Origin of the sequence: Phytomonospora sp. NPDC050363 (assembly GCF_040655735.1) — a bacterium.
GTDB lineage: Bacteria > Actinomycetota > Actinomycetes > Mycobacteriales > Micromonosporaceae > Phytomonospora.
In genome coordinates, this window is the sequence record NZ_JBFAKK010000002.1 from 507,412 (window position 1) to 528,402 (window position 20,991).

Consider the following 20,991-nt stretch of genomic DNA (forward strand, 5'->3'; position numbering starts at 1 on the left):
ACCATGGGCGTAGAGGAAAAACTCCCCGCCGGCATCCTGCTGACCACCGTCGAGGGTGTCGTCAACTGGAGCCGCAAGGCGTCGTTCTGGCCGGCCACCTTCGGCCTCGCCTGCTGCGCCATCGAGATGATGGCCTCCGGCAGTGCCCGCTACGACCTCGGCCGTTTCGGCATGGAGGTCTTCCGGGCGACCCCCCGTCAGGCCGACCTGATGATCGTCGCCGGGCGGGTGAGCCAGAAGATGGCCCCGGTCCTGCGGCAGATCTACGACCAGATGCCCGAGCCGAAGTGGGTGCTGTCGATGGGCGTGTGCGCCTCCTCGGGCGGCATGTTCAACAACTACGCGATCGTGCAGGGCGTCGACCACATCGTCCCGGTGGACATGTACCTCCCCGGCTGCCCGCCGCGGCCCGAGATGCTGATGGACGCGCTCCTCAAGCTCCACGAGAAGGTCCAGGCGACTCCCCTCGGGGACAAGCGCCGCGCGATCGTCGCCGAGCAGGACGCGCCACTGGTCCCGCTCGGCTCCATGCCGTCGAGCTACCGCTTCAACAAGGCCAAGGCCGCCAAGTGGCGCGAGGCCGTCGAAGAGGGCACCGAGGAGCAGCTGCGCATCACCGAGTGGATGGCCGACCGCGAGGCGATCCGTTCCGGGAAGGGGAAGCGGTGAGCGAGAACATCCAGCCCAACGAGAGCCGCCCGCCCGGCGAGCCCGCCGAGCTGCGCGACCCGCAGGTCGCCGACCAGCGGGGCCTGTTCGGGGTCGCCGGCACCGGTGACACCTCCGGCTTCGGCGGACTCGTCCGCCACACCACCGCCGCCTCGGCCCTGGTGTCGACGCCGCGCCCGTACGGGGAGTACTTCGACGAGGTCGTCGACGTCCTCACTGAGAACGACGCGATCGCCGAAGAGGCCGTCAAGGCCGTCGTGATCGACCGCGGCGAGATGACCATCCACGTCGCGCCCGACGCGATCCGCGAGGTCTGCCGCGTCATGCGCGACGACGAGTCGCTGCGCTTCGAGCTGTGCAACTCCGTCTCGGGCGTCGACTACCCCGACCGCGCGACCCGGCTGCACGTCGTCTACCACCTGACGTCGATGACCTACCGGCGCCGCGTGCGCCTGGAGGTCGCCGTCACCGTCGAGGACCCGCACGTCGACAGCGTCACCAGCGTCTACCCCACCGCCGACTGGCAGGAGCGGGAGACCTACGACATGTTCGGCGTCGTGTTCGACGGGCACCCGAACCTGACCCGCATCCTCATGCCGGACGACTGGTCGGGCCACCCGCAGCGCAAGGACTACCCCCTGGGCGGCATCCCGGTCGAATACAAGGGCGCCGAGATTCCGCCGCCGAACGAGCGGAGGGCGTACAAGTGAGCCGGACCGAGACTTCAGACCAGTACGCCGACTCTCGCGACACCACCGAGGGACGCGTCTTCACCGTCACCGGCGGCGACTGGGAGAGCATCACCCAGGCGGTCGACCCGCTCAGCCAGGAACGCCTGGTCGTCAACATGGGCCCGCAGCACCCGTCGACGCACGGCGTGCTCCGGCTCGTCCTCGAACTGGAGGGCGAGACGGTCACCGAGGCCCGCGTCGTGGTCGGCTACCTCCACACCGGTATCGAGAAGAACCTCGAGTACCGCAACTGGACCCAGGGCACGACCTTCGTGACCCGCGCCGACTACCTCGCGCCGATCTTCAACGAGACCGGCTACTGCCTGGCCGTCGAGAAGCTGCTGGGCATCGAGGAGCAGATCCCGGCCCGCGCCAACACCATCCGCGTGATGATGATGGAGCTCAACCGGATCTCCTCGCACCTGATCTGGCTGGCCACGACGGGCATGGAGCTCGGCGCGCTGACCATGATGATCTTCGGCTTCCGCGAGCGCGAGAAGATCCTGGACATCTTCGAGTCCGCCTCGGGCCTGCGCATGAACATGGCCTACGTCCGTCCCGGCGGTCTTGCCCAGGACCTCCCCGAGGAGGGCCTTGTCAAGATCAAGCAGTTCCTCAAGGACATGCCGGGTCACCTCCGCGAGTACGAGGACCTGCTCTCGGGTTCCCCGATCTGGCAGGAGCGCACGCAGGGCGTCGCCTACCTCGACGTCTCCGGCTGCCTCGCGCTCGGCGTGACCGGCCCGGTGCTGCGTTCGGCCGGCCTGGCCTGGGACCTGCGCAAGACGATGCCGTACTGCGGTTACGAGACCTACGACTTCGACGTCGCCACCCACAACGGCGCCGACGTGTGGGGCCGCTACATGGTGCGCCTTGAGGAGATCCGGCAGTCGCTGCGGATCGTCGAGCAGTGCGTGGAGCGGCTGGAGCCGGGCCCGGTCATGGTCGCCGACAAGAAGATCGCGTGGCCCGCGCAGCTGGCGCTGGGCGCCGACGGCCTGGGCAACTCGCTCAACCACGTCAAGCACATCATGGGTCAGTCGATGGAGTCGCTGATCCACCACTTCAAGCTCGTCACCGAGGGCTTCCGGGTGCCGGCCGGTCAGGTCTACACCGCGATCGAGGCCGCGCGCGGCGAGCTCGGCGTGCACGCCGTCTCCGAGGGTGGGACCCGGCCGCACCGGGTGCACCTGCGGGAACCGAGTTTCATCAATCTCCAGGCCATCCCGGCCATGGCCGAAGGCGCGCTGATCGCTGACGTCATTGCGGGTGGAGCCTCGCTGGACCCCGTCATGGGTGGGTGTGATCGCTGATGTTGCTGGACAACGAAGTACTGAAGGCGGAGGCCCGCGAGATCATCGCGCGCTATCCGGAGGGCAAGTCCCGCTCGGCGCTGCTGCCGATGCTGCACCTGGTGCAGTCGCAGGACGGCTACGTCAGCGGTGAGGGCATCGCCTTCTGCGCCGAGATCCTGGGCCTGACCAAGGCCGAGGTCGCGGCGGTGTCGACCTTTTACACGATGTACAAGCGCAAGCCGACCGGTGACTTCCTGGTCAGCGTCTGCACGAACACCCTGTGCGACGTGATGGGCGGCCAGACCGTCTACAACGTGCTCAGCGAGTACCTCGAGGTCGGGCACGACGAGACCACCGCCGACGGCAAGATCACCCTTGAGCACGCCGAGTGCCTCGCGGCCTGCGACTACGCGCCGGTGATGACGGTCAACTACGAGTTCTACGACAAGGTCGACCCCGAACAGGCGCTGTCGACCGTGCGCGCGCTCCAGGACGGGCAGCTTCCGCAGCCTTCCCGGGGCGCTCGTCTGTGCACGCTGAAGCAGCTCTCGAAGCAGCTGGCGGGCTGGTCGGAGGACCGCAAGGAGGCCCTGGCCGACCCGGGTCTCGGCGAGGCGTCCCTCGCCGGGCTGAGGCTGGCCGAGAAGCACGGCGTCGCCGCCCCCGTCGGCGACGTCGACCTCAACAGCCCGATCCGTGTGGAGAAGAAATGACGAGCCCACGGCCAGAGGTGCTGGCGAAGCTGACGCCGGTCCTGACCAAGCGGTGGCTGTCGCCCGACGCGTGGCGCATCGACACCTATGAGCAGCTCGACGGGTACCAGGCGCTGCGCAAGGCGCTGAAGTCCGACCCGGACGACCTGATCGCGTTCATGAAGGACTCCGGTCACCGCGGTCGCGGCGGCGCGGGCTTCCCGGTCGGCATGAAGTGGGCCTTCATTCCGCAAAACGACGGTAAGCCGCACTACCTCGTGGTCAACGCCGACGAGGGCGAGCCGGGTACCTGCAAGGACCTGCCGCTGATGATGAACGACCCGCACGCGCTGATCGAGGGCATGATCATCGCGACGTGGGCGATCCGGTCGAACAAGGCCTTCGTCTACATCCGCGGTGAGGCGATCCACGCGGCACGCCGGCTGCGCAACGCCGTCGAGGAGGCCTACGCCAAGGGCTACCTGGGCAAGGACATCCTCGGCTCGGGCCACGATCTCGACATCGTGATCCACAGCGGCGCCGGCGCCTACATCTGCGGTGAGGAGACGGCTCTCCTCGACTCGCTGGAGGGCTACCGGGGCCAGCCGCGCCTGCGTCCGCCGTTCCCGGCGACGCACGGCGTCTACGGCTGCCCGACGGTCATCAACAACGTCGGCTCGATCGCCTCGGTTCCGCACATCGTGCTCAACGGCGGCGACTGGTGGAAGTCGCTGGGGTCGGAGAACTCCGCCGGGACGATGATCTACTCGCTGTCGGGCCGGGTCGCCAACCCCGGTCAGTACGAGTGCGGCATGGGCATCACGCTGCGGGAGCTCATCGAGCTGGCCGGTGGGATGCTGCCCGGTCACGAGCTGAAGTTCTGGACGCCCGGCGGGTCCTCGACGCCGATGCTGACCGCCGAGCACCTCGACGTCCCGCTCGACTTCGACGGGGTCGCCAAGGCCGGCTCGATCCTCGGCACGACCGCGACGATGATCTTCAGCGACCGCGACTGCCCGGTGTACGCGACCTACCGCTGGCTCATGTTCTACACGCACGAGTCCTGCGGAAAGTGCACGCCGTGCCGTGAGGGGAACTTCTGGATGACGCGGACCTTCCGCCGCATCCTGTCGGGCAAGGGCACGCACGCCGACCTCGACACGCTCCTCGACACCTGTGACAACCTGCTCGGCCGGTCCTTCTGCGGTCTCGGCGACGGTGCCACGTCTTCGGTGACGTCCTCGCTCCAGTACTTCAAGCAGGACTACCTCGACTACATCGAGGGTCACCGGCGTCCCCTGCTCAACGAAGCCGACCTGGTTGGTGCGCACTAATCATGACCGTCACGCCTGAAAAGACCGATATGGTCACGCTCACGATCGACGGGATCGAGGTGACCGTTCCGAAGGGGACGCTGGTCATCCGCGCCGCCGAGCAGCTGGGCATCGAGATCCCGCGCTTCTGCGACCACCCGCTGCTCGACCCGGTCGGCGCCTGCCGCCAGTGCCTGGTCGACATCGAGGGTCAGCGCAAGCCCGCCGCCTCCTGCACCGTCACCGTCGCCGACGGCATGGTGGTCAAGACGCAGAACACCTCCCCTGTCGCCGAGAAGGCGCAGAAGGGGATCATGGAGTTCCTGCTGATCAACCACCCCCTCGACTGCCCGATCTGCGACAAGGGCGGCGAGTGCCCCCTGCAGAACCAGGCGATGTCGACCGGGCGCTCGGAGACGCGCTTCGAGGAGCAGAAGCGGACCTACAAGAAGGCCCTGCCGATCTCCTCGCAGGTCCTCCTCGACCGTGAGCGCTGCGTCCTGTGCGCGCGCTGCACCCGCTTCTCCAAGCAGGTCGCCGGCGATCCCTTCATCGAGCTGATGGAGCGTTCGGCGCTGGAGCAGGTCGGTATCTACGAGGACGAGCCCTTCGAGTCCTACTTCTCGGGCAACACCGTGCAGATCTGCCCGGTGGGCGCGCTGACCGGTGCCCAGTACCGGTTCCAGGCCCGGCCCTTCGACCTGGTGTCCTCGCCGAGCATGTGCGAGCACTGCTCGGCCGGCTGCGAGCAGCGCACCGACCACCGCCGCGGGAAGGTCACCCGCCGCCTGGCCGGTGACGACCCGCAGGTCAACGAGGAGTGGAACTGCGACAAGGGCCGCTGGGCCTTCCAGTACGTCCGCGCCACCGAGCGCCTGACCTCGCCGCTGATCCGCGACGCGAAGTCCGGCGAGCTGCGCGAGGCGAGCTGGCCCGAGGCGCTGCGCAAGGCCGCCGAGGGTCTGGCGGCGGCGAAGGCCGCCAAGGGCGTCGGCGTGCTGGCCGGCGGCCGCCTCACCGTCGAGGACGCCTACGCGTACGCGAAGTTCGCGCGCGTGGCCCTGGGCACCAACGACGTGGACTTCCGGGCCCGGCCTGTCTCGGCCGAGGAGACCGAGTTCCTCGCGCACGCCGTGGTCGGCGTCAACCCCGGCAACGGGGGCGTCACCTACCAGCAGATCGAGACCGCCCCGACGGTCCTCCTGGTCGGCCTTGAGGCCGAGGAGGAGTGCCCGATCCTGTTCCTGCGTCTGCGCAAGGCCAACCAGGAGAACGGGCTCAAGGCCTATGTCGTGGCGCCTTACGCCACGCGCGGTTCCGAGAAGATCGGCGCGACCCTGCTGCCGACCGTTCCCGGTGGCGAGGCCGAACTGGTCGACTCCCTGCTCGGCGGCGACAACGAGCTCGGCGAGGCGCTGCGCGCGCCGGGTGCCGTCGTCCTCGTCGGCGAGCGCCTCGCGGGCGTGCCGGGCGCGCTGAGCGCGGCGGCGAAGCTGGCCCGCACGACCGGCGCGAAGCTCGCCTGGGTTCCCCGCCGCGCGGGCGACCGGGGCGCCGTCGAGGCCGGAACCCTGCCGAACCTGCTTCCCGGCGGTGGCCTGGTGGCCAGCGCCGAGGACCGTGCGCACCTGGCGGCCTACTGGGACGTCACGGCGCTGCCCGAGCAGACCGGGCGCGACACCGACGGCATCGTCGCCGCGGTGGCCGCCGGTGAGCTGTCCGGGCTGGTCGTCGCCGGTGTCGAGACCCGCGACCTGGCCGACCCGAAGGCCGCCGAGGCCGCGCTCGACGCCGCCGACTTCGTGGTGTCGATCGAGCTGCGCCGCAGCGCGGTCACCGAGCGGGCCGACGTGGTGTTCCCCGTCGCCCCGGCGGTCGAGAAGGCCGGCGCCTACCTGAACTGGGAAGGCCGCCTGCGCGTCTTCGACGCCGTGCTGGACTCCGGCTACATGTCCGACGGCCGCGTCCTCGACACGATCGCCGCGCTGATGGGCGACAAGATCGACACCGGTGACGTGCGGACCGTTCGCGGTCAGCTGGCCGGTCTGCCGAAGGCCGGGACCCGGGCGGCGCGCCCGTCGGTCGTGGCCGGTCCGGCCTTCAAGGCCGGTCAGGGCGAGGCCGTGCTGGCGACCTGGCACCACCTGCTCGACTCGGGTGTCATGCAGGAGGGCGACGAGAACCTGGCCGGCACCGCCCGCACTCCCGTGGCGCGGATGTCGGCGGCGACCGCCGCGTCCGTCGGGGCCGGCGACGGTCAGGGTGTCACGGTCGGCACCGACCGCGGCGCGATCACGCTGCCGCTGTCGGTGACGAAGATGCCCGACGGCGTGGTGTGGCTGCCGACGAACTCACCGGGCTCGGGCGTGTACCGGAGCTTGGGTACTACGGCGGGATCACTCGTGAAGATCTCCGCGGCAGTGGTCAGCGGAGGGACGGCGTGAAGAGGGAAGAGCGGTACGGAGCTAGCGATATGACGACAGTGATTCCGGGCGACCGAATCGCGCGAAGGGGTCGAGACTAATGGGCCTGGACGCATTCGGCCACGATCCGCTGTGGCTGATCATCATCAAGATCCTCGCGGTCTTCGTCTTCCTGATCGTCTCGACGATCTTCGTGATCTGGTTCGAGCGCCGGGTCGTCGGCCGGATGCAGCACCGCCCCGGTCCCAACCGCTACGGCCCCTTCGGGTTGCTGCAGAGTGTCGCCGACGCGCTGAAACTGGCGCTCAAGGAAGACATCATGCCGACCCTGGCCGACAAGGCGGTGTACTTCATCGCGCCGATCATCTCGGCGATGTGCGCCATCACCGCCTGGGCGGTTATCCCCTTCGGGCCGGAGGTGAGCATCTTCGGCGTGAAGACCATGCTGCAGATCACCGACGTGCCCGTCGCGGTCCTGTTCGTCCTGGCCTGCTCGGGCCTTGGCGTCTACGGCATCGTGCTCGGCGGCTGGGCCTCCGGCTCGACCTACCCGCTGCTGGGCGCGCTGCGCTCGGCCGCGCAGGTCATCTCCTACGAGGTCGCGCTGGGCCTGTCGATCGTCGCGGTGTTCATGCTCTCCGGTTCGATGTCGACCAGCGAGATCGTCCTGTCGCAGGGCGAGAACCCGGCGATCGACCTGTTCGGGTGGCACATCAACGTGCCCGGCTGGTACGCGATCCTGCTCTTCCCGAGCTTCGTGATCTTCATGATCTCGATGGTCGGTGAGACCAACCGCGCGCCCTTCGACCTCCCCGAGGCCGAGTCGGAGCTCGTCGGCGGCTTCCACACCGAGTACTCGTCGCTGAAGTTCGCGATGTTCTTCCTCGCCGAGTACATCAACATGTTCACCGTCTCGGCGATGTGCGTGACGCTGTTCCTGGGCGGCTGGCGCGCCCCGTGGCCGATCTCCATCTGGGGCGAGGCCAACACCGGCTGGTGGCCGATCCTGTGGTTCCTCGGCAAGGTCTGGGTCTTCATGTTCGTGTTCGTGTGGCTGCGCGGCACGATGCCGCGTCTGCGCTACGACCAGTTCATGCGCCTCGGCTGGAAGGTCCTCATCCCGCTGAACCTGGTGTGGATCCTCGTCGTGGCCGGCGTGCGGGTCAGCACCCAGCAGGAGAACGGGACCGGCAAGATCCTCATCATCGGCGGCGTCGTCCTTCTGGCCGGCGCGGTGATCCTGTTCTACCCGCGGCGCAAGCAGTACTTCGAACCGGCGGTTCCCGACCTGGGTCTGGGCGGCTTCCCCGTGCCGCCGATCGACCTGAAGGTTCCGCCCTCGCCGCGGACCAAGAAGATCGAGGCCACCCGCGAGAAGGCCGCCGTGGCCACCGACACCAAGACCGAGACCACCGGAGAGGAGGGCTAAGGCATGAGCATTCTCCCCAAGTCCGCCGCGGGCTTCGGTGTCACCTTCTCGCACATGTTCAAGAAGGTCGTCACCGAGGAGTACCCCGAGAAGCCGCCGGCCGTCGCGCCCCGCTATCACGGCAGGCACATCCTCAACCGTCACCCCGACGGCCTGGAGAAGTGCATCGGCTGCGAGCTGTGCGCCTGGGCCTGTCCCGCCGACGCGATCTTCGTCGAGGGCGCCGACAACGACCCCGAGAACCGCTTCTCGCCCGGTGAGCGCTACGCCGGCGACTACCAGATCAACTACGCGCGCTGCATCTTCTGCGGCCTGTGCATCGAGGCCTGCCCGACCCGTTCGCTGACCATGAGCAACGAGTACGAGCTGGCCCGCGACGACCGCCGGGACCTGATCTTCACCAAGGAGCAGCTGCTCGCGCCGCTCCTGCCGGGCATGGAGCAGCCGCCGCACGCGATGCGTCTGGGCACGTCCGAGAAGGACTACTACATCAGCGGCCCCGACAACCCGGGCCCGTCGAAGGGCGCCGAAGGGCGTCCCGTCGACGACGCTCCGGGCGCGGGCAGTGAGCGTCGTACGGGAGAACACAAATGAGCCTCCTCGCGCAGGGCGCCGCCCTCGCCGCGGACAACAGCGTCCCGACGGGTGAGGCCATCACCTTCTGGATCCTGGCGCCGATCGCGCTCGGCGGGGCGATCGGCATGGTGCTGGCCCGCAACGCCGTCCACTCGGCCCTGCTGCTGGTCTGCACGATGCTCTCGCTCGGCGTGTTCTACGTGCTGCAGGCCGGTCCGTTCATCGGCATGGTGCAGATCATCGTCTACACCGGCGCGATCATGATGCTGTTCCTCTTCGTGATCATGCTCGTCGGCCGCCACACCCGCGACTCGCTCATCGAGGTGCTGCGCGGGCAGCGGCTGGCCGCGACCGTCCTCGGCGTCGCCTTCGCGATGCTGCTGGGCACCGGCCTGGCGCGCGGGGTCGGGTCGGTCACCGCGAAGGGCCTCGAAGAGGCCAACGCCGACGGCAACGTCCAGGGCATCGCGAAGCTGCTGTTCACCAAGTACATCTTCGCCTTCGAGGTCACCTCGGCGCTGCTCATCACCGCCGCGATCGGCGCGATGCTGCTGGCCCACATCGAGAAGAAGCCCGGCGAGAAGCTCGACCAGAAGGTCCTCTCGCGCAACCGCTTCGCGAAGGGCAACTACCCCGGGCCCAAGAGCGGTCCGGGCGTCTTCGCGACCTCCGACTCGGTGGCGACCCCGGCGCTCCTGCCCGACGGCACCTTCACCGAGCGCAGCGTCAGCAAGGTCCTCCCGTCCCGGGAGCTGACCATCGCCGAGGCGCGGCCCAAGGCCACCAACGGCAAGAAAGAGGACGGAGAGATCCGGTGACTCCCGACTACTACCTGATCCTCGCCGCCGTGCTGTTCACCATCGGGGCGGTCGGCGTGCTCGTGCGCCGCAACGCGATCGTGGTGTTCATGTGCGTGGAGCTCATGCTCAACGCGGCGAACCTGACGCTGGTCACCTTCGCCCGGATCAACGGGACTCTCGACGGCCAGATCATGGCGTTCTTCGTCATGGTCGTCGCCGCAGCCGAGGTCGTGATCGGGCTGGCGATCATCATGTCCATCTTCCGCTCCCGCCGGTCGGCCTCGGTCGATGACGCGAACCTGTTGAAGTACTAAGAGGACACAGTGGATTCGATCACCTACGCCGACGCCTCCGGCGCGCTGTCGTCGATGTGGCTGCTCATCGCCATTCCGGCGTTGAGCGCCGCCGTGCTGCTCGTACTGGGCAAGCGCGCCGACAAGTGGGGGCACTGGCTCGGCGTGCTCTCCGTGGCGGCCAGCTTCGTCCTCGGCCTCATCTACTTCTTCCAGTTGCGCGGCCTGGAGAACAAGTCGGTGGCGGTGGATCTCTTCGAGTTCATCCACGTCGGCGGCCTCAACGTCGACGTCGGGCTGCTCTTCGACCCGCTGACGGCCGTGTTCGTCCTGCTCATCACCGGCGTGGGATCGCTGATCCACGTGTACGCCGTGGGCTACATGTCGCACGACCCGGGCCGCCGCCGCTTCTTCGCGTACTTCAACCTGTTCATCGCGGCGATGCTCCTGCTGGTCCTCGGCGACAACTACGTGATGCTCTACGCGGGCTGGGAGGGCGTCGGTGTCGCCTCCTACCTGCTGATCTCCTTCTGGTCGGACCGCCCGGCGGCCGCGACCGCCGGTAAGAAGGCCTTCCTGATCAACCGCGTCGGCGACGTCGGTTTCGCCCTGGCGATCTTCCTAATGTTCGCCACCTTCGGGTCGACCGACTACGCCGAGGTCTTCAACGGCGTGCTGGCCTCCGAGACCGGGCAGACCGTCTCGGCGGGTCTGCTGCTGGCGGTGGGGCTGCTGCTCCTGCTCGGCGCGTGCGGAAAGTCGGGCCAGTTCCCCCTGCAGACCTGGCTCCCCGACGCGATGGAGGGCCCGACCCCGGTCTCGGCCCTCATCCACGCCGCGACCATGGTCACCGCCGGCGTCTACATGATCGCCCGCTCGCAGGTCATCTTCAACGCCAACGAGACCGCCCAGACCGTGGTCGTGTCCATCGGCGCGCTGACCTTGCTGATCGGGTGCGTCGTCGGGTGCGCCAAGGACGGCATCAAGCGCGTCCTGGCCTACTCGACGGTCTCCCAGATCGGTTACATGTTCGTCGCCGTCGGCCTCGGCGGAGGCGCCTACGCGCTGGGCATCATCCACCTGCTCGCGCACGGCTTCTTCAAGGCGGGGCTGTTCCTCGGAGCCGGTTCGGTCATGCACGGCATGAAGGACCAGGAGGACATCCGGCGCTTCGGCGGCCTGTGGAAGTACATGAAGATCACCTGGGTCACCTTCGGACTGGGCTACCTGGCGATCATCGGCATCCCGCCGCTGTCGGGCTTCTTCACCAAGGACCCGATCATCCTGGCCGCGTTCAACCGCGAAGGCTGGACCGGCTGGCTCTACGGGTCGGTGGCACTGCTCGGCGCCGGCCTCACGGCCTTCTACATGACGCGCCTGTTCGTGCTGACCTTCCACGGCCGGCCGCGCTGGCAGGCCGAGGAGCACGGCGGCGCCCACGCGGTCAACGCCGGCGACACCGCGCACGGCGCCCACGGCTCCGACAGCACCCACGGCGCGATCCCGCGGACCTCCGACGGCAAGGACATCCAGCACCCGCACGAGTCGCCGCTGATCATGACGATCCCGCTCATGTTCCTCGCGGTCGGCTCGGTCGTGTCCGGCTGGCTGATGTCGACCTCGGTCGTCGACTGGCTGACGCCGGTCTTCGGTCAGCACGAGGAGGGCCACGCCCACCTCACGCACGCGCAGGTCACCATCGCCACCATCGCGATCACGCTCCTCGGCGCCGCGCTGGGCTACCTGCTCTTCCGCAACGGCACCGCGCTCGTCGAGCAGCCGGCCCGTACGCACCTGGTCCGGGCGGCGCGCGACAACCTGTACGCCGACCGCTTCAACGAGCTGGTCTTCGAACTGCCCGGGCGCCTGCTCACCCGGGCGCTGGTGTGGGTCGACAACCGGGGCGTCGACGGGGTCGTCAACGGTCTCGCCGCGGCCTTCGGCGGCGGGTCGGGCAGGCTCAGGCGCCTCCAGACCGGTTACGTGCGGACCTACGCCCTGTCCATTCTTTCCGGTGCGTTCCTGATCGTGGCCGCACTGCTGGCGGTGAGGCTCGGATGAAGTATCTGTCGCTCATGGTCGTCATCCCCCTCATCGGGGCTCTGGTGACGGCGTTCGTTCCGAAGCACAAACCCCGGACCGCCAAGATCGTCGCGCTCGTCGTCTCGCTGGCCGTCCTCGCCCTCACCATCGCCGCGGCCTTCGCGTTCGACGCCGGCGGCGAGCGCCTCCAGCTCGGCGAGTCCTACCCGTGGATCCCCCAGTGGGGCCTGCGCTTCAGCTTCGCCGTCGACGGCATCGCCCTCGTCCTCATCGGACTGTCGGCGCTGCTGGTCCCGCTGGTGATCCTGTCGTCGTGGAAGGACGCCGACGATGACGGCACCGGCGGCCGCCGCAACGTCCCGACCTTCTTCGCGCTGATCCTGGCGCTCGAAGCGACGATGATCGGTGTGTTCGCGGCCTCCGACGTGCTGCTGTTCTACATCTTCTTCGAGGTCATGCTGGTCCCGATGTACTTCCTGATCGGGTCCTACGGCGGGGCCCGCCGGCAGTACGCGGCGGTCAAGTTCTTCCTGTACTCCCTCGTGGGCGGCATGCTCATGCTGGCCGCGGTCATCGGCCTGTGGGTGACGGCGAAGAACGGCCTCGGCCACGCGACCTTCGACTGGAACGAGATCGTCGCCCTCGCGCAGGGCGGCGGCATTCCCGGCGACCTGCAGAAGTGGCTGTTCCTCGGCTTCTTCGCGGCCTTCGCGATCAAGGCGCCCTTCTTCCCGTTCCACACCTGGCTTCCCGACGCCGGTGGCGCCGCGCCGGCCGGTGCGGCGGCCCTCCTGGTCGGCGTGCTCGACAAGGTCGGCACCTTCGGGATCCTGCGCTACTGCCTGCCGATGTTCCCCGAGGCGTCGAAGTACTTCGCGCCGATGGCCATCGCGCTGTCGCTGATCGGCATCCTCTACGGCGCGCTGCTCGCGGTCGGCCAGACCGACCTCAAGCGCCTGGTCGCCTACACCTCGATCTCGCACTTCGGCTTCATCGGGATCGGCATCTTCGCGTTCAGCTCGCAGGCGGCGACCGGTTCGGTGCTGTACATGGTCAACCACGGCCTGGCGACCGGTCTGCTGTTCATCGTGGTCGGCTTCCTGGTCCAGCGCCGGGGCTCGCAGAGCATCGCCGACTTCGGCGGCGCGGGCAAGGCCCTGCCGCTGCTGTCGGGCGTCTTCTTCGTGGCCGGCATGGCCTCCCTGGCGCTGCCGGGCACGTCGCCGTTCGTCTCGGAGTTCCTGGTGCTGATCGGGACCTTCGCGGTGAACAAGACGGTGGCGATCCTCGCCGCGCTGGGCATGGTCCTGGCGGCCGCCTACATCCTGTGGATGTACCAGCGGACGATGCAGGGCACGCTGAACCCGAAGCTCGCCGACGTGGCGCCCATGAAGAAGGACCTGAGCCTGCGGGAGAAGGTCGTCGTGGCGCCGCTGGTCGTGCTGATCATCGCGCTGGGCGTCTACCCGAAGCCGCTGCTCGACGTGATCGAGCCCGCTGTTCAATCGACCATGGTCGATATCGGGGTTTCCGACCCGGCACCTACGGCCGCAACCGGAGCTGAGAAGTGAACGACATCCAACTGCCCGAGATCGACTACGGCGCCCTGGCCCCGATGCTCATCGTCTTCGGGCTCGCCTGCGTCGGCATCCTCGTCGAGGCCTTCGTGCCGCGGGCCTGGCGGTTCTACGTGCAGGCGCCGCTGACCGTCGGCGGCCTCGTCGCCGGCCTGATCGCGGTCATCGCCAACTCCGGCGTGGAGATCACCACCATCGGCGGCGCGGTCACCGTCGACGGTCCCGGCCTGTTCCTGCAGGGCGCGATCATCGTCCTCGGAATCGTCTCGCTCGGCCTGATCGCCGAGCGGCGCCTTGAGCGCGGCGGCCCCTTCGTCGCCGAGGCGGCCCACGCGGCCAACTCCGACGGCGACAAGGCGCAGGAGCGCGAGGAGGGCGCCACCGAGGTCTTCCCGCTGACGCTGTTCGCGCTCGCCGGGATGATGCTGTTCTGCGTGTCGGGCGACCTGCTGACGATGTTCGTCGCGCTGGAGGTCTTCTCGCTGCCGCTGTACCTGCTGTGCGGGCTCGCCCGCCGCCGTCGCCTCATCTCGCAGGAGGCGGCCCTCAAGTACTTCCTGCTCGGCGCCTTCGCCTCGGCGTTCTTCCTGTACGGCGTCGCGCTGCTCTACGGCTACGCCGGAACGGTGTCGCTGACCGGGATCCGCGCGGCGGTCCTGGAGTCGGAGCAGAGCCCGATCCTGCTCGCGGCCGGTCTGGCGCTGCTGGCGATCGGCCTGCTGTTCAAGGCCGCCGCCGTCCCGTTCCACGTGTGGACGCCCGACGTCTACCAGGGCGCCCCGACGCCGGTGACCGCGCTGATGGCGGCCTGCACGAAGGCCGCGGCCTTCGGCGGTCTGCTGCGCGTGTTCAACGTCGCCTTCGAGACCACCGCGTGGGACTGGCAGCCGGTGCTGGCGGCCGTGGCGATCCTCACCATGATCGTCGGCTCGGTCCTGGCCGTGGCGCAGACCGACATCAAGCGCCTGCTGGCCTACTCCTCGGTGGCCAACGCCGGGTACCTCATGGTCGGCGTGGTCTCGCTCAACGACGCGGTCGGGTCGAGCATGTTCTACCTGGTCGCCTACGGCTTCTCGGTTCTCGGCGCCTTCGCGATGGTGACGCTGGTCCGCGACTCCGAGGGCGAGGCGACGCACCTGTCGCGCTGGGCCGGACTGGGCAAGGGCTCGCCGGTGTTCTCGGCGGCCTTCACCTTCCTCATGCTCGGCTTCGCCGGCATCCCGCTGACCTCGGGCTTCACCTCGAAGTTCGCGCTGTTCTCCTCGGCGTGGGACGCCGACCAGAGCGCGCTGGTCATCGTCGGTGTCCTGTCGAGCGTCGTGCTGGCCTTCCCGTACCTGAAGGTCGTCGTCCTGCTGTGGCTCAACCCGCCCGGCGAGGAGACCCCGACGGTGTCCGTGCCCGGCCCGCTGACCTGGTCGGTCATCGCGCTGGGCGTGGCGGTGACGCTGCTGCTGGGCGTCGCGCCGAGCTTCCTGCTCGACCTCGTCGCCGACGCCGGGCCCTTCCTGGCGAAGTAGCGCGAGCGAACTCACGAAACCGCCCGGTCCCCTTGGGGCCGGGCGGTTTCGTCGTGTCAGATCGCGGACAGGCCCTCACGGAATGTGACCGTCGCTCGTTGAACCCGTCATGGACACATTCGCCATCGACATCCCCGCCGACCTCTACCAGCGCATCGCGGCCATCGCGGTTCGCGGCGGGGGCGAATCGCTCACCCGCGTCGTCGAGCGCCTGGTGACCGACCGCGAGCTCGAACTGCGGCGGCGGGCGGCCGTCGACGCGGTCGAAGGGGAGGTCGTCGGTACCTTCGTCGACACAGTGTGGCGGTGAACAGACCCCGGCCGATACACGCGATCTTGGCTGGCGACCACCACGTAGGCTGTGCACACCACGTGTAAGAGGGCCCATGGGGAGGATCCGCGGTATGTATGGCAGGGTGAGGCCGTGGTCAGCTTGACTCAGACGCCTTCCAGCGCCCCCGTCGACATCAACTTCGACGATCCGGCGCTGACGGCCGCCGTCCAGGCGGGCCTCGACGAGGTCGAGGGGCGCCTTCGCGAGGCGGTCGACAACGCCGACCCGTTCATCGCCGAAGCCGCCGCGCACCTGATCCTGGCCGGTGGCAAGCGCTTCCGCCCGATGCTGGTGCTGCTCGCGTCCCACTTCGGGGATCCGCGGGCGCCCGGCATCATCGACGCCGCCGCGGTCATGGAGCTCACCCACCTGGCCACGCTCTACCACGACGACGTCATGGACGAGGCCCCCGTCCGCCGAGGCGCGCCCAGCGCGAACTCGCGCTGGGGCAACACCTTCGCCATCCTCACCGGCGACTACCTCTTCGCCCGCGCCTCCGACATCACCGCCTCGCTGGGCACCGACGCCGTCCGCAAGCAGGCGGGCACCTTCGCGCGCCTGGTCGCCGGGCAGATCGCCGAGACGGCCGGCCCGCGCGGCGCCGACCCGGTCGAGTTCTACCTGCACGTGCTGGCCGAGAAGACCGGTTCGCTGATCGCGACCTCGGCCTACTTCGGCGCGAACTTCGCCGGCGCCTCCCCGGAGGTCACCGCCGCCCTCGCCGACTTCGGCGAGGTCATCGGCGTGGCCTTCCAGTTGTCGGACGACCTGCTCGACATCGCCTCGGAGTCGACGACCTCCGGCAAGACCCCCGGCACCGACCTCCTCGAAGGCGTGCCGACCCTGCCGGTCCTCTACGCCCTGGCCTCCCAGGACCCCGAGGGCGCGCGGCTGCGCGAACTCGTCGCCGGTCCCGTCGCCGAGGCCGACCTGCCGGAGGCCCTGGCCCTCCTGCGCGCCTCCGACGCCATGGGCAAGGCCCGCGCGACGCTGGATTCCTACGGGGCCAAGGCCCGCGCGATCGTCGAGGGACTGCCCGACGTCCCGGCCCGCCGCGCCCTGGAGTCGGTCTGCGCCTACATGGTGTCGCGAACCGCGTGAGGGCGACCTGACCATGTTCCGAATGCTGATCACCGGCATGTCCGGGACCGGGAAGTCGACGGTTCTGGCCGAACTCGCCGAACGCGGCTACACCACGGTCGACGCCGACGCCGACGAGTGGTCCCACTGGGGCCTGGGGCCCGACGGCAAGCCCGACTGGATGTGGCGTGAGGACCGCATGGCCGAGCTGCTGTCCACATCGGACGGTCCAGGGCTCTTCGTCGCCGGAACCTCGGTCAACCAGGGGAAGTTCTACGCGCACTTCGACAAGGTCGTGCTGTTCAGCGCGCCCCCCGCGGTGATGCTGGAGCGGATCGCCTCGCGCACGAACAACGAGTACGGCAAGTCGCCCGAGCAGTGGGTGGAAGTGCTGCGCAACCTGGAGACGGTGGAGCCGCTGCTGCGGCGGGGCGCCGACGCGGAGATCGACACCAGCGGGTCGCTGGAGGACGTCGTCGCGGCGGTACTGCGCTTGGCCGACGGTGGATCGCCCGAGGGCTGAGGCCCTCGGGGAACCCGGGGGCCGCCTTGCGCGCACGTCCGGAGACCGGGCGGGATTCTCGGTTCTCGGACCGGTCGAGGTGCTGCGACCCGACGGCGGCACGGCCGAGATCCGTTCGCGGACACGGCGGGCGATCCTGGCGATCCTGCTGGCCGACGCCGGGCACGTCGTCCCGGTCGAGCGCCTCGCCGACCGCCTGTGGGGCACCGCGGCGCCGGCCCGTGCCCGGGACAACCTGTACAGCTACGTGTCGCGGTTACGCTCCGAACTCGCCGCCTTGGGCGCTGACCTGCCCGAGCGCCGGGCCGCCGGGTACACCCTGCGCGCCGGGCCGTCGACGCTGGACCTCCTGCGTTTCCGGGAGCTCGCGGCCGCCGCACGCGCCGCCGAGGACGACGCGCCGCAGCTGTTCGCGTCGGCGCTGGCGCTGTGGCGGGGAGAGGCCTTCGAAGGCCTCGACCTGCCGTGGCTCAACGACCGGCGCCACCGCCTCGACGCCGAACTCCACGCCGTCCGCCTCGACCGCAACGACGCCGTGCTGCGCTCGGGCGGGCACACCGGTCTGCTGCCCGAACTGCGGGAACTGGCCCGGGCCCACCCGTGGGACGAACGCCTCGCCGGGCAGGTGATGCTGGCCCTGCACCGGTCCGGCCGCACCGCCGGCGCCCTCGAACACTACGGGCGGCTGCGCGACCGGTCCCGGCACGAGCTGGGCAACGAGCCCGGCCCGGCGCTGCGCGAACTGCACCGGCGGATCCTCGCCGACACCGCGCAAGCGGCTGTCGCGCCCGCCGGGACCCCGGTGCCCCGGCAACTGCCCGCACCGCCCCGGCGCTTCGAGGGACGCGCGGCGCAGCTCGCCGCGCTGAGCGCCGGCGACCCCCGCGGCGCCGTGCGGCTCGTGTGCGGGCCGGGCGGGATCGGCAAGACCTGGCTGGCGCTGCGCTGGGCCCACGACGCCCTCGACCTCTTCCCCGACGGGCAGCTCTACCTCGACCTGCGCGGCTTCAGCGCCACGGAGGATCCCCTGCCCACCGGGGACGCGCTCCGCGGCCTCCTGGTGGGCCTGGGGGCCGAGCCCGGTGCCGTGCCGGCCACCCCGGAGGCACAGGTCGCCCTCTACCGCCGCCTGCTCGCCGGACGCCGGATCCTCGTCGTCCTGGACAACGCCCACGACAGCGAGCAGGTCGTCCCGCTCCTGCCGGGAGGCGCGGAGGCGACCACGATCATCACCAGCCGCAACGACCTCACGGGCGTCGGCGTCGCCCACGGCGGCACGCGCGTGGTCCTCGAACCCATGGACGACCCCGAGGCGCACGCCGTGCTCGGTGCCCACCTCGGGCTCGGCAGGCTGCACGGGGAACCGGCGGCTGCCGCAGAGCTCGTCGGCCACTGCGCGGGACTGCCGCTGGCGCTGGGCATCCTCGCCGCCCGCGTCGCCGCCCGCCCCGGCTTCCCGCTGTCGGTGTACGCCGAGGAGATCCGGCGCGACACGGCCGGTCTCGGGCCCTGGGAGGCCGGCCCTCACGCGAGCCTGCGGGCGGCCCTTGACGGCTCGCGCAAGCACCTCGACGCCGAGGCCGAGGCGGCCTTCACGCTCCTCGGCGTCGCCCCGGGCACCGATCTGGGGCTCGCCATGATCGCCGCGCTGACCGGCCGCCCGCCGGCCGAGACCCGCGCGGTCCTGGCCGCGCTGGAGGAGGCGGGGCTGCTCCGCGAGCACCGGCCGGGCCGCTACCTTCTCCACGACCTGACCAAGGCGTACACCGCCGAACTGGCCGGCGGCCTGGCCGACGGCGAGCGAGAGGCGGCTCTCCGGCGGCTCGCCGAGCACGCGTTGCGCGCGGCCGCGGCGGCCGACCGGCGCCTCGCGCCGCACCGCGACCGCATCGAGGTCGACGCGCCCGTCTCGCCCGAGGAGGAGTTCGGCGACGAGGCGGGGGCGTGGCGCTGGTTCATCGAGGAGCGCGAGACCGCGCTGGGGCTGGTCCGGGCCTCGGCCGACGCCGGGTTCGACACGCTCGCGTGGCGTTTGGCGTGGGCGATCACCGCGCATCTGCACCGGCAGGGCATGTGGGACGCGCAGCTGGCGGTGATGAGGGTGGGGCTGGACGCCGCGCGCCGCGTCGGGGATCTCGACGGGATGTCGCGCCTGCACAGCAATCTGGCCCGCGCGTACAGCGACATGCAGCGACCCGCCGCCGCTCGTGAGCATCTGCGGGAGGCGGCCGAGATCGCGCGTCGCGGGGGCTGGGTGAGAAGCCGGGCCTTCGCCGAACTCGGGCTCGGCACGACCTACAGCGACGAGGACGAGCCGGCGCGGGCCTTGAAGCACGCGTCCCGGGCGCTGGATCTGTTCACCGAGGCGGGTAGTGAGGACGGGCAGGGGCTCGCGCTCAACCTCGCGGCATGGGCGCGGCTGCAACTCGGCGCGTACGACACGGCGGTCGAACAGGGCCGCCGGGCGCTGGAACTGTTCGAGCGGAGCGGATCTCCGCGCGGGGTGGCCAGCGTCCTCGACACGATCGGCAGGGCGCTGCACATGCGGGGCGCGCACGCCGAGGCCGTCGGGCTTCACCGGCGTGCGAGCGAGCTGTTCGGTGAGGCCGGCGACCTCGTCGGCGAGGCGCTGGTGTCACGGCATCTGGGCGACGCCGAGCACGCCGGTGGGGACACGGCGGCGGCCCGGCGGTCGTGGACCCGGTCCGAGCGGATCTTCGCGCGGCTCGGCCGCTCGGAGGCCGCCGAACTGCGCGCGCGGCTCGCCGAGACCGGCCCGGCGGACGGCGAGACCGCGCCGGGCGGGTCGGGAGGCTAGGTCGCCGCGAGAGGCGGCCGGAAGTCACCGAGATCGGGGCCGTCCATGATCCGCGTGCGGGCCGCCACGATGCTCCGTTTCGCCTCGGTGGTGTCCATGGCGGTCCGCAGCTTGGCGGCGTCCCCGGCGAGCGCCGTGCCCAGGGCCTCCTCGCTTTGCTGGACGGCTTCCAGGACGCCGTGGATCGCCTCCTGCATGGACAGCAGGACCTCCGAAGCGGTGCCGCCGCCGACTTCGCTGGGTGTGGTGAGCTCGCCGGCGAGGGTGCCGCCGACGCTGAGGACCCCGCCGGTGATGGTCAGGCCCAGGACGAGCGGGGAGGCGGCCCCGCCGGTGGCGCACAGGGCGATGACCGCGCCCACGAGCGCGAAGGTCGACATCACGCCTTTCGGCATGCCGCCGCCGGAGCCCTTGGCGATCTCTTCGAGGGCCTCGGTGGTCGTCTTGGCGATGGTCAGCAGGTCGCCGCGGCCCGCCTCGATGATCTTGCGTTCGACGTCGAGGGCGTTGCGGAGTTCGGTGATGACCTCCAGCTGGTTGTTCTTGACCTGCTCGAAGGGGCCGAGGAACTCCTCGCGGAAGGTGTCGGCGCCCAGGCCGTGCCAGTCCTGCACATCGCCGGCGACCTGTTTGACCAGGCCCATGGCGTCGATGTCGAGCGACTCGCGGATCTCCTTGAGGTCGGCGCTGAGGTCGTCGAGGTCGGCGGGGTCGCGGCCCAGGAAGTAGTCGAACTGCTTGGGGATCCCGGCGAGGTAGGTCTCCCAGTCGGCGTCTTGGAAGGCGTGGCCGGCCATCTCCTTCTTGAGCGCCTTGCGGGCGGCCGGCTCGATCTTGCGGACCTGGGCCATGATCTCGGCGTCGGTGGGCACGGC

The 20,991-nt window shown here is 70.0% G+C and carries 17 protein-coding genes and 1 pseudogene; 17 read left to right on the forward strand and 1 reads right to left on the reverse strand.

All coding sequences use genetic code 11. The features are described 5' to 3' along the window. Positions 1–3 precede the first annotated feature (3 nt). From AB0I28_RS06880 to AB0I28_RS06960, 17 genes and pseudogenes are all read left to right on the forward strand, one after another. On the forward strand, positions 4–669 hold the full coding sequence (locus tag AB0I28_RS06880; protein WP_357490348.1) for an NADH-quinone oxidoreductase subunit B family protein: 666 nt from the start codon (positions 4–6) through the stop codon (positions 667–669). 50 nt (positions 670–719) lie between these two features. Continuing rightward, the gene (locus tag AB0I28_RS06885; protein ID WP_357490856.1) at positions 720–1,379 is read left to right on the forward strand and encodes an NADH-quinone oxidoreductase subunit C; all 660 of its coding nucleotides are present in this window, start codon (positions 720–722) and stop codon (positions 1,377–1,379) included. Then, positions 1,376–2,713, forward strand: a complete 1,338-nt coding sequence (locus AB0I28_RS06890; protein ID WP_357490350.1) for an NADH-quinone oxidoreductase subunit D — start codon at positions 1,376–1,378, stop codon at positions 2,711–2,713. Before AB0I28_RS06885 ends, AB0I28_RS06890 begins: the two co-directional genes overlap by 4 nt. Beyond that, a pseudogene (nuoE, locus tag AB0I28_RS06895) lies at positions 2,713–3,393 on the forward strand (NADH-quinone oxidoreductase subunit NuoE); the annotation flags it as partial. The gene AB0I28_RS06890 and the pseudogene nuoE, both read left to right, overlap by 1 nt. Positions 3,394–3,404: 11 nt before the next feature. Beyond that, positions 3,405–4,721, forward strand: coding sequence for an NADH-quinone oxidoreductase subunit NuoF (gene nuoF, locus AB0I28_RS06900; protein ID WP_357490352.1), 1,317 nt, complete (start codon positions 3,405–3,407; stop codon positions 4,719–4,721). Positions 4,722–4,723: 2 nt separating this feature from the next. Next, positions 4,724–7,144: an NADH-quinone oxidoreductase subunit G gene (locus tag AB0I28_RS06905; RefSeq protein WP_357490354.1), complete on the forward strand. Its 2,421-nt coding sequence runs from the start codon at positions 4,724–4,726 to the stop codon at positions 7,142–7,144. 79 nt (positions 7,145–7,223) lie between these two features. Further along, positions 7,224–8,552, forward strand: coding sequence for an NADH-quinone oxidoreductase subunit NuoH (gene nuoH, locus AB0I28_RS06910; RefSeq protein ID WP_357490356.1), 1,329 nt, complete (start codon positions 7,224–7,226; stop codon positions 8,550–8,552). Positions 8,553–8,555: 3 nt separating this feature from the next. Further along, positions 8,556–9,146, forward strand: coding sequence for an NADH-quinone oxidoreductase subunit NuoI (gene nuoI / locus AB0I28_RS06915; RefSeq protein ID WP_357490358.1), 591 nt, complete (start codon positions 8,556–8,558; stop codon positions 9,144–9,146). Continuing rightward, on the forward strand, positions 9,143–9,946 hold the full coding sequence (locus AB0I28_RS06920; protein WP_357490360.1) for an NADH-quinone oxidoreductase subunit J: 804 nt from the start codon (positions 9,143–9,145) through the stop codon (positions 9,944–9,946). Before nuoI ends, AB0I28_RS06920 begins: the two co-directional genes overlap by 4 nt. Continuing rightward, a complete protein-coding gene (gene nuoK, locus AB0I28_RS06925; protein WP_357490362.1) occupies positions 9,943–10,242 on the forward strand; it encodes an NADH-quinone oxidoreductase subunit NuoK in 300 nt (99 codons plus the stop codon). The genes AB0I28_RS06920 and nuoK overlap by 4 nt, the downstream gene beginning before the upstream one ends. A gap of 54 nt (positions 10,243–10,296) precedes the next feature. Beyond that, complete coding sequence (gene nuoL / locus AB0I28_RS06930) at positions 10,297–12,282, forward strand: NADH-quinone oxidoreductase subunit L (protein ID WP_357490858.1); 1,986 nt, start codon at positions 10,297–10,299, stop codon at positions 12,280–12,282. Further along, the gene (locus AB0I28_RS06935) at positions 12,279–13,835 is read left to right on the forward strand and encodes an NADH-quinone oxidoreductase subunit M (protein ID WP_357490364.1); all 1,557 of its coding nucleotides are present in this window, start codon (positions 12,279–12,281) and stop codon (positions 13,833–13,835) included. The genes nuoL and AB0I28_RS06935 overlap by 4 nt, the downstream gene beginning before the upstream one ends. Continuing rightward, the gene (gene nuoN, locus AB0I28_RS06940; protein WP_357490366.1) at positions 13,832–15,361 is read left to right on the forward strand and encodes an NADH-quinone oxidoreductase subunit NuoN; all 1,530 of its coding nucleotides are present in this window, start codon (positions 13,832–13,834) and stop codon (positions 15,359–15,361) included. The genes AB0I28_RS06935 and nuoN overlap by 4 nt, the downstream gene beginning before the upstream one ends. 109 nt (positions 15,362–15,470) lie before the next feature. Further along, positions 15,471–15,671 (forward strand): hypothetical protein, encoded by a 201-nt coding sequence (locus tag AB0I28_RS06945; RefSeq protein ID WP_357490368.1) that lies wholly within the window; start codon positions 15,471–15,473, stop codon positions 15,669–15,671. Between the two features lie 156 nt (positions 15,672–15,827). Beyond that, positions 15,828–16,796, forward strand: coding sequence for a polyprenyl synthetase family protein (locus AB0I28_RS06950; RefSeq protein ID WP_357490860.1), 969 nt, complete (start codon positions 15,828–15,830; stop codon positions 16,794–16,796). 22 nt (positions 16,797–16,818) lie between these two features. After that, positions 16,819–17,298, forward strand: a complete 480-nt coding sequence (locus tag AB0I28_RS06955) for an AAA family ATPase (RefSeq protein WP_357490370.1) — start codon at positions 16,819–16,821, stop codon at positions 17,296–17,298. Positions 17,299–17,377: 79 nt separating this feature from the next. Continuing rightward, positions 17,378–20,116 carry a BTAD domain-containing putative transcriptional regulator gene (locus AB0I28_RS06960; protein WP_357490372.1) on the forward strand — a complete coding sequence of 913 codons (2,739 nt, stop codon included), beginning with the start codon at positions 17,378–17,380 and terminating at the stop codon, positions 20,114–20,116. On the opposite strand, the gene AB0I28_RS06965 is transcribed toward AB0I28_RS06960, so the two are convergent. Next, positions 20,113–20,988 (reverse strand): hypothetical protein, encoded by an 876-nt coding sequence (locus AB0I28_RS06965; RefSeq protein ID WP_357490374.1) that lies wholly within the window; start codon positions 20,986–20,988, stop codon positions 20,113–20,115. The genes AB0I28_RS06960 and AB0I28_RS06965 overlap by 4 nt on opposite strands. Positions 20,989–20,991: the final 3 nt, after the last annotated feature.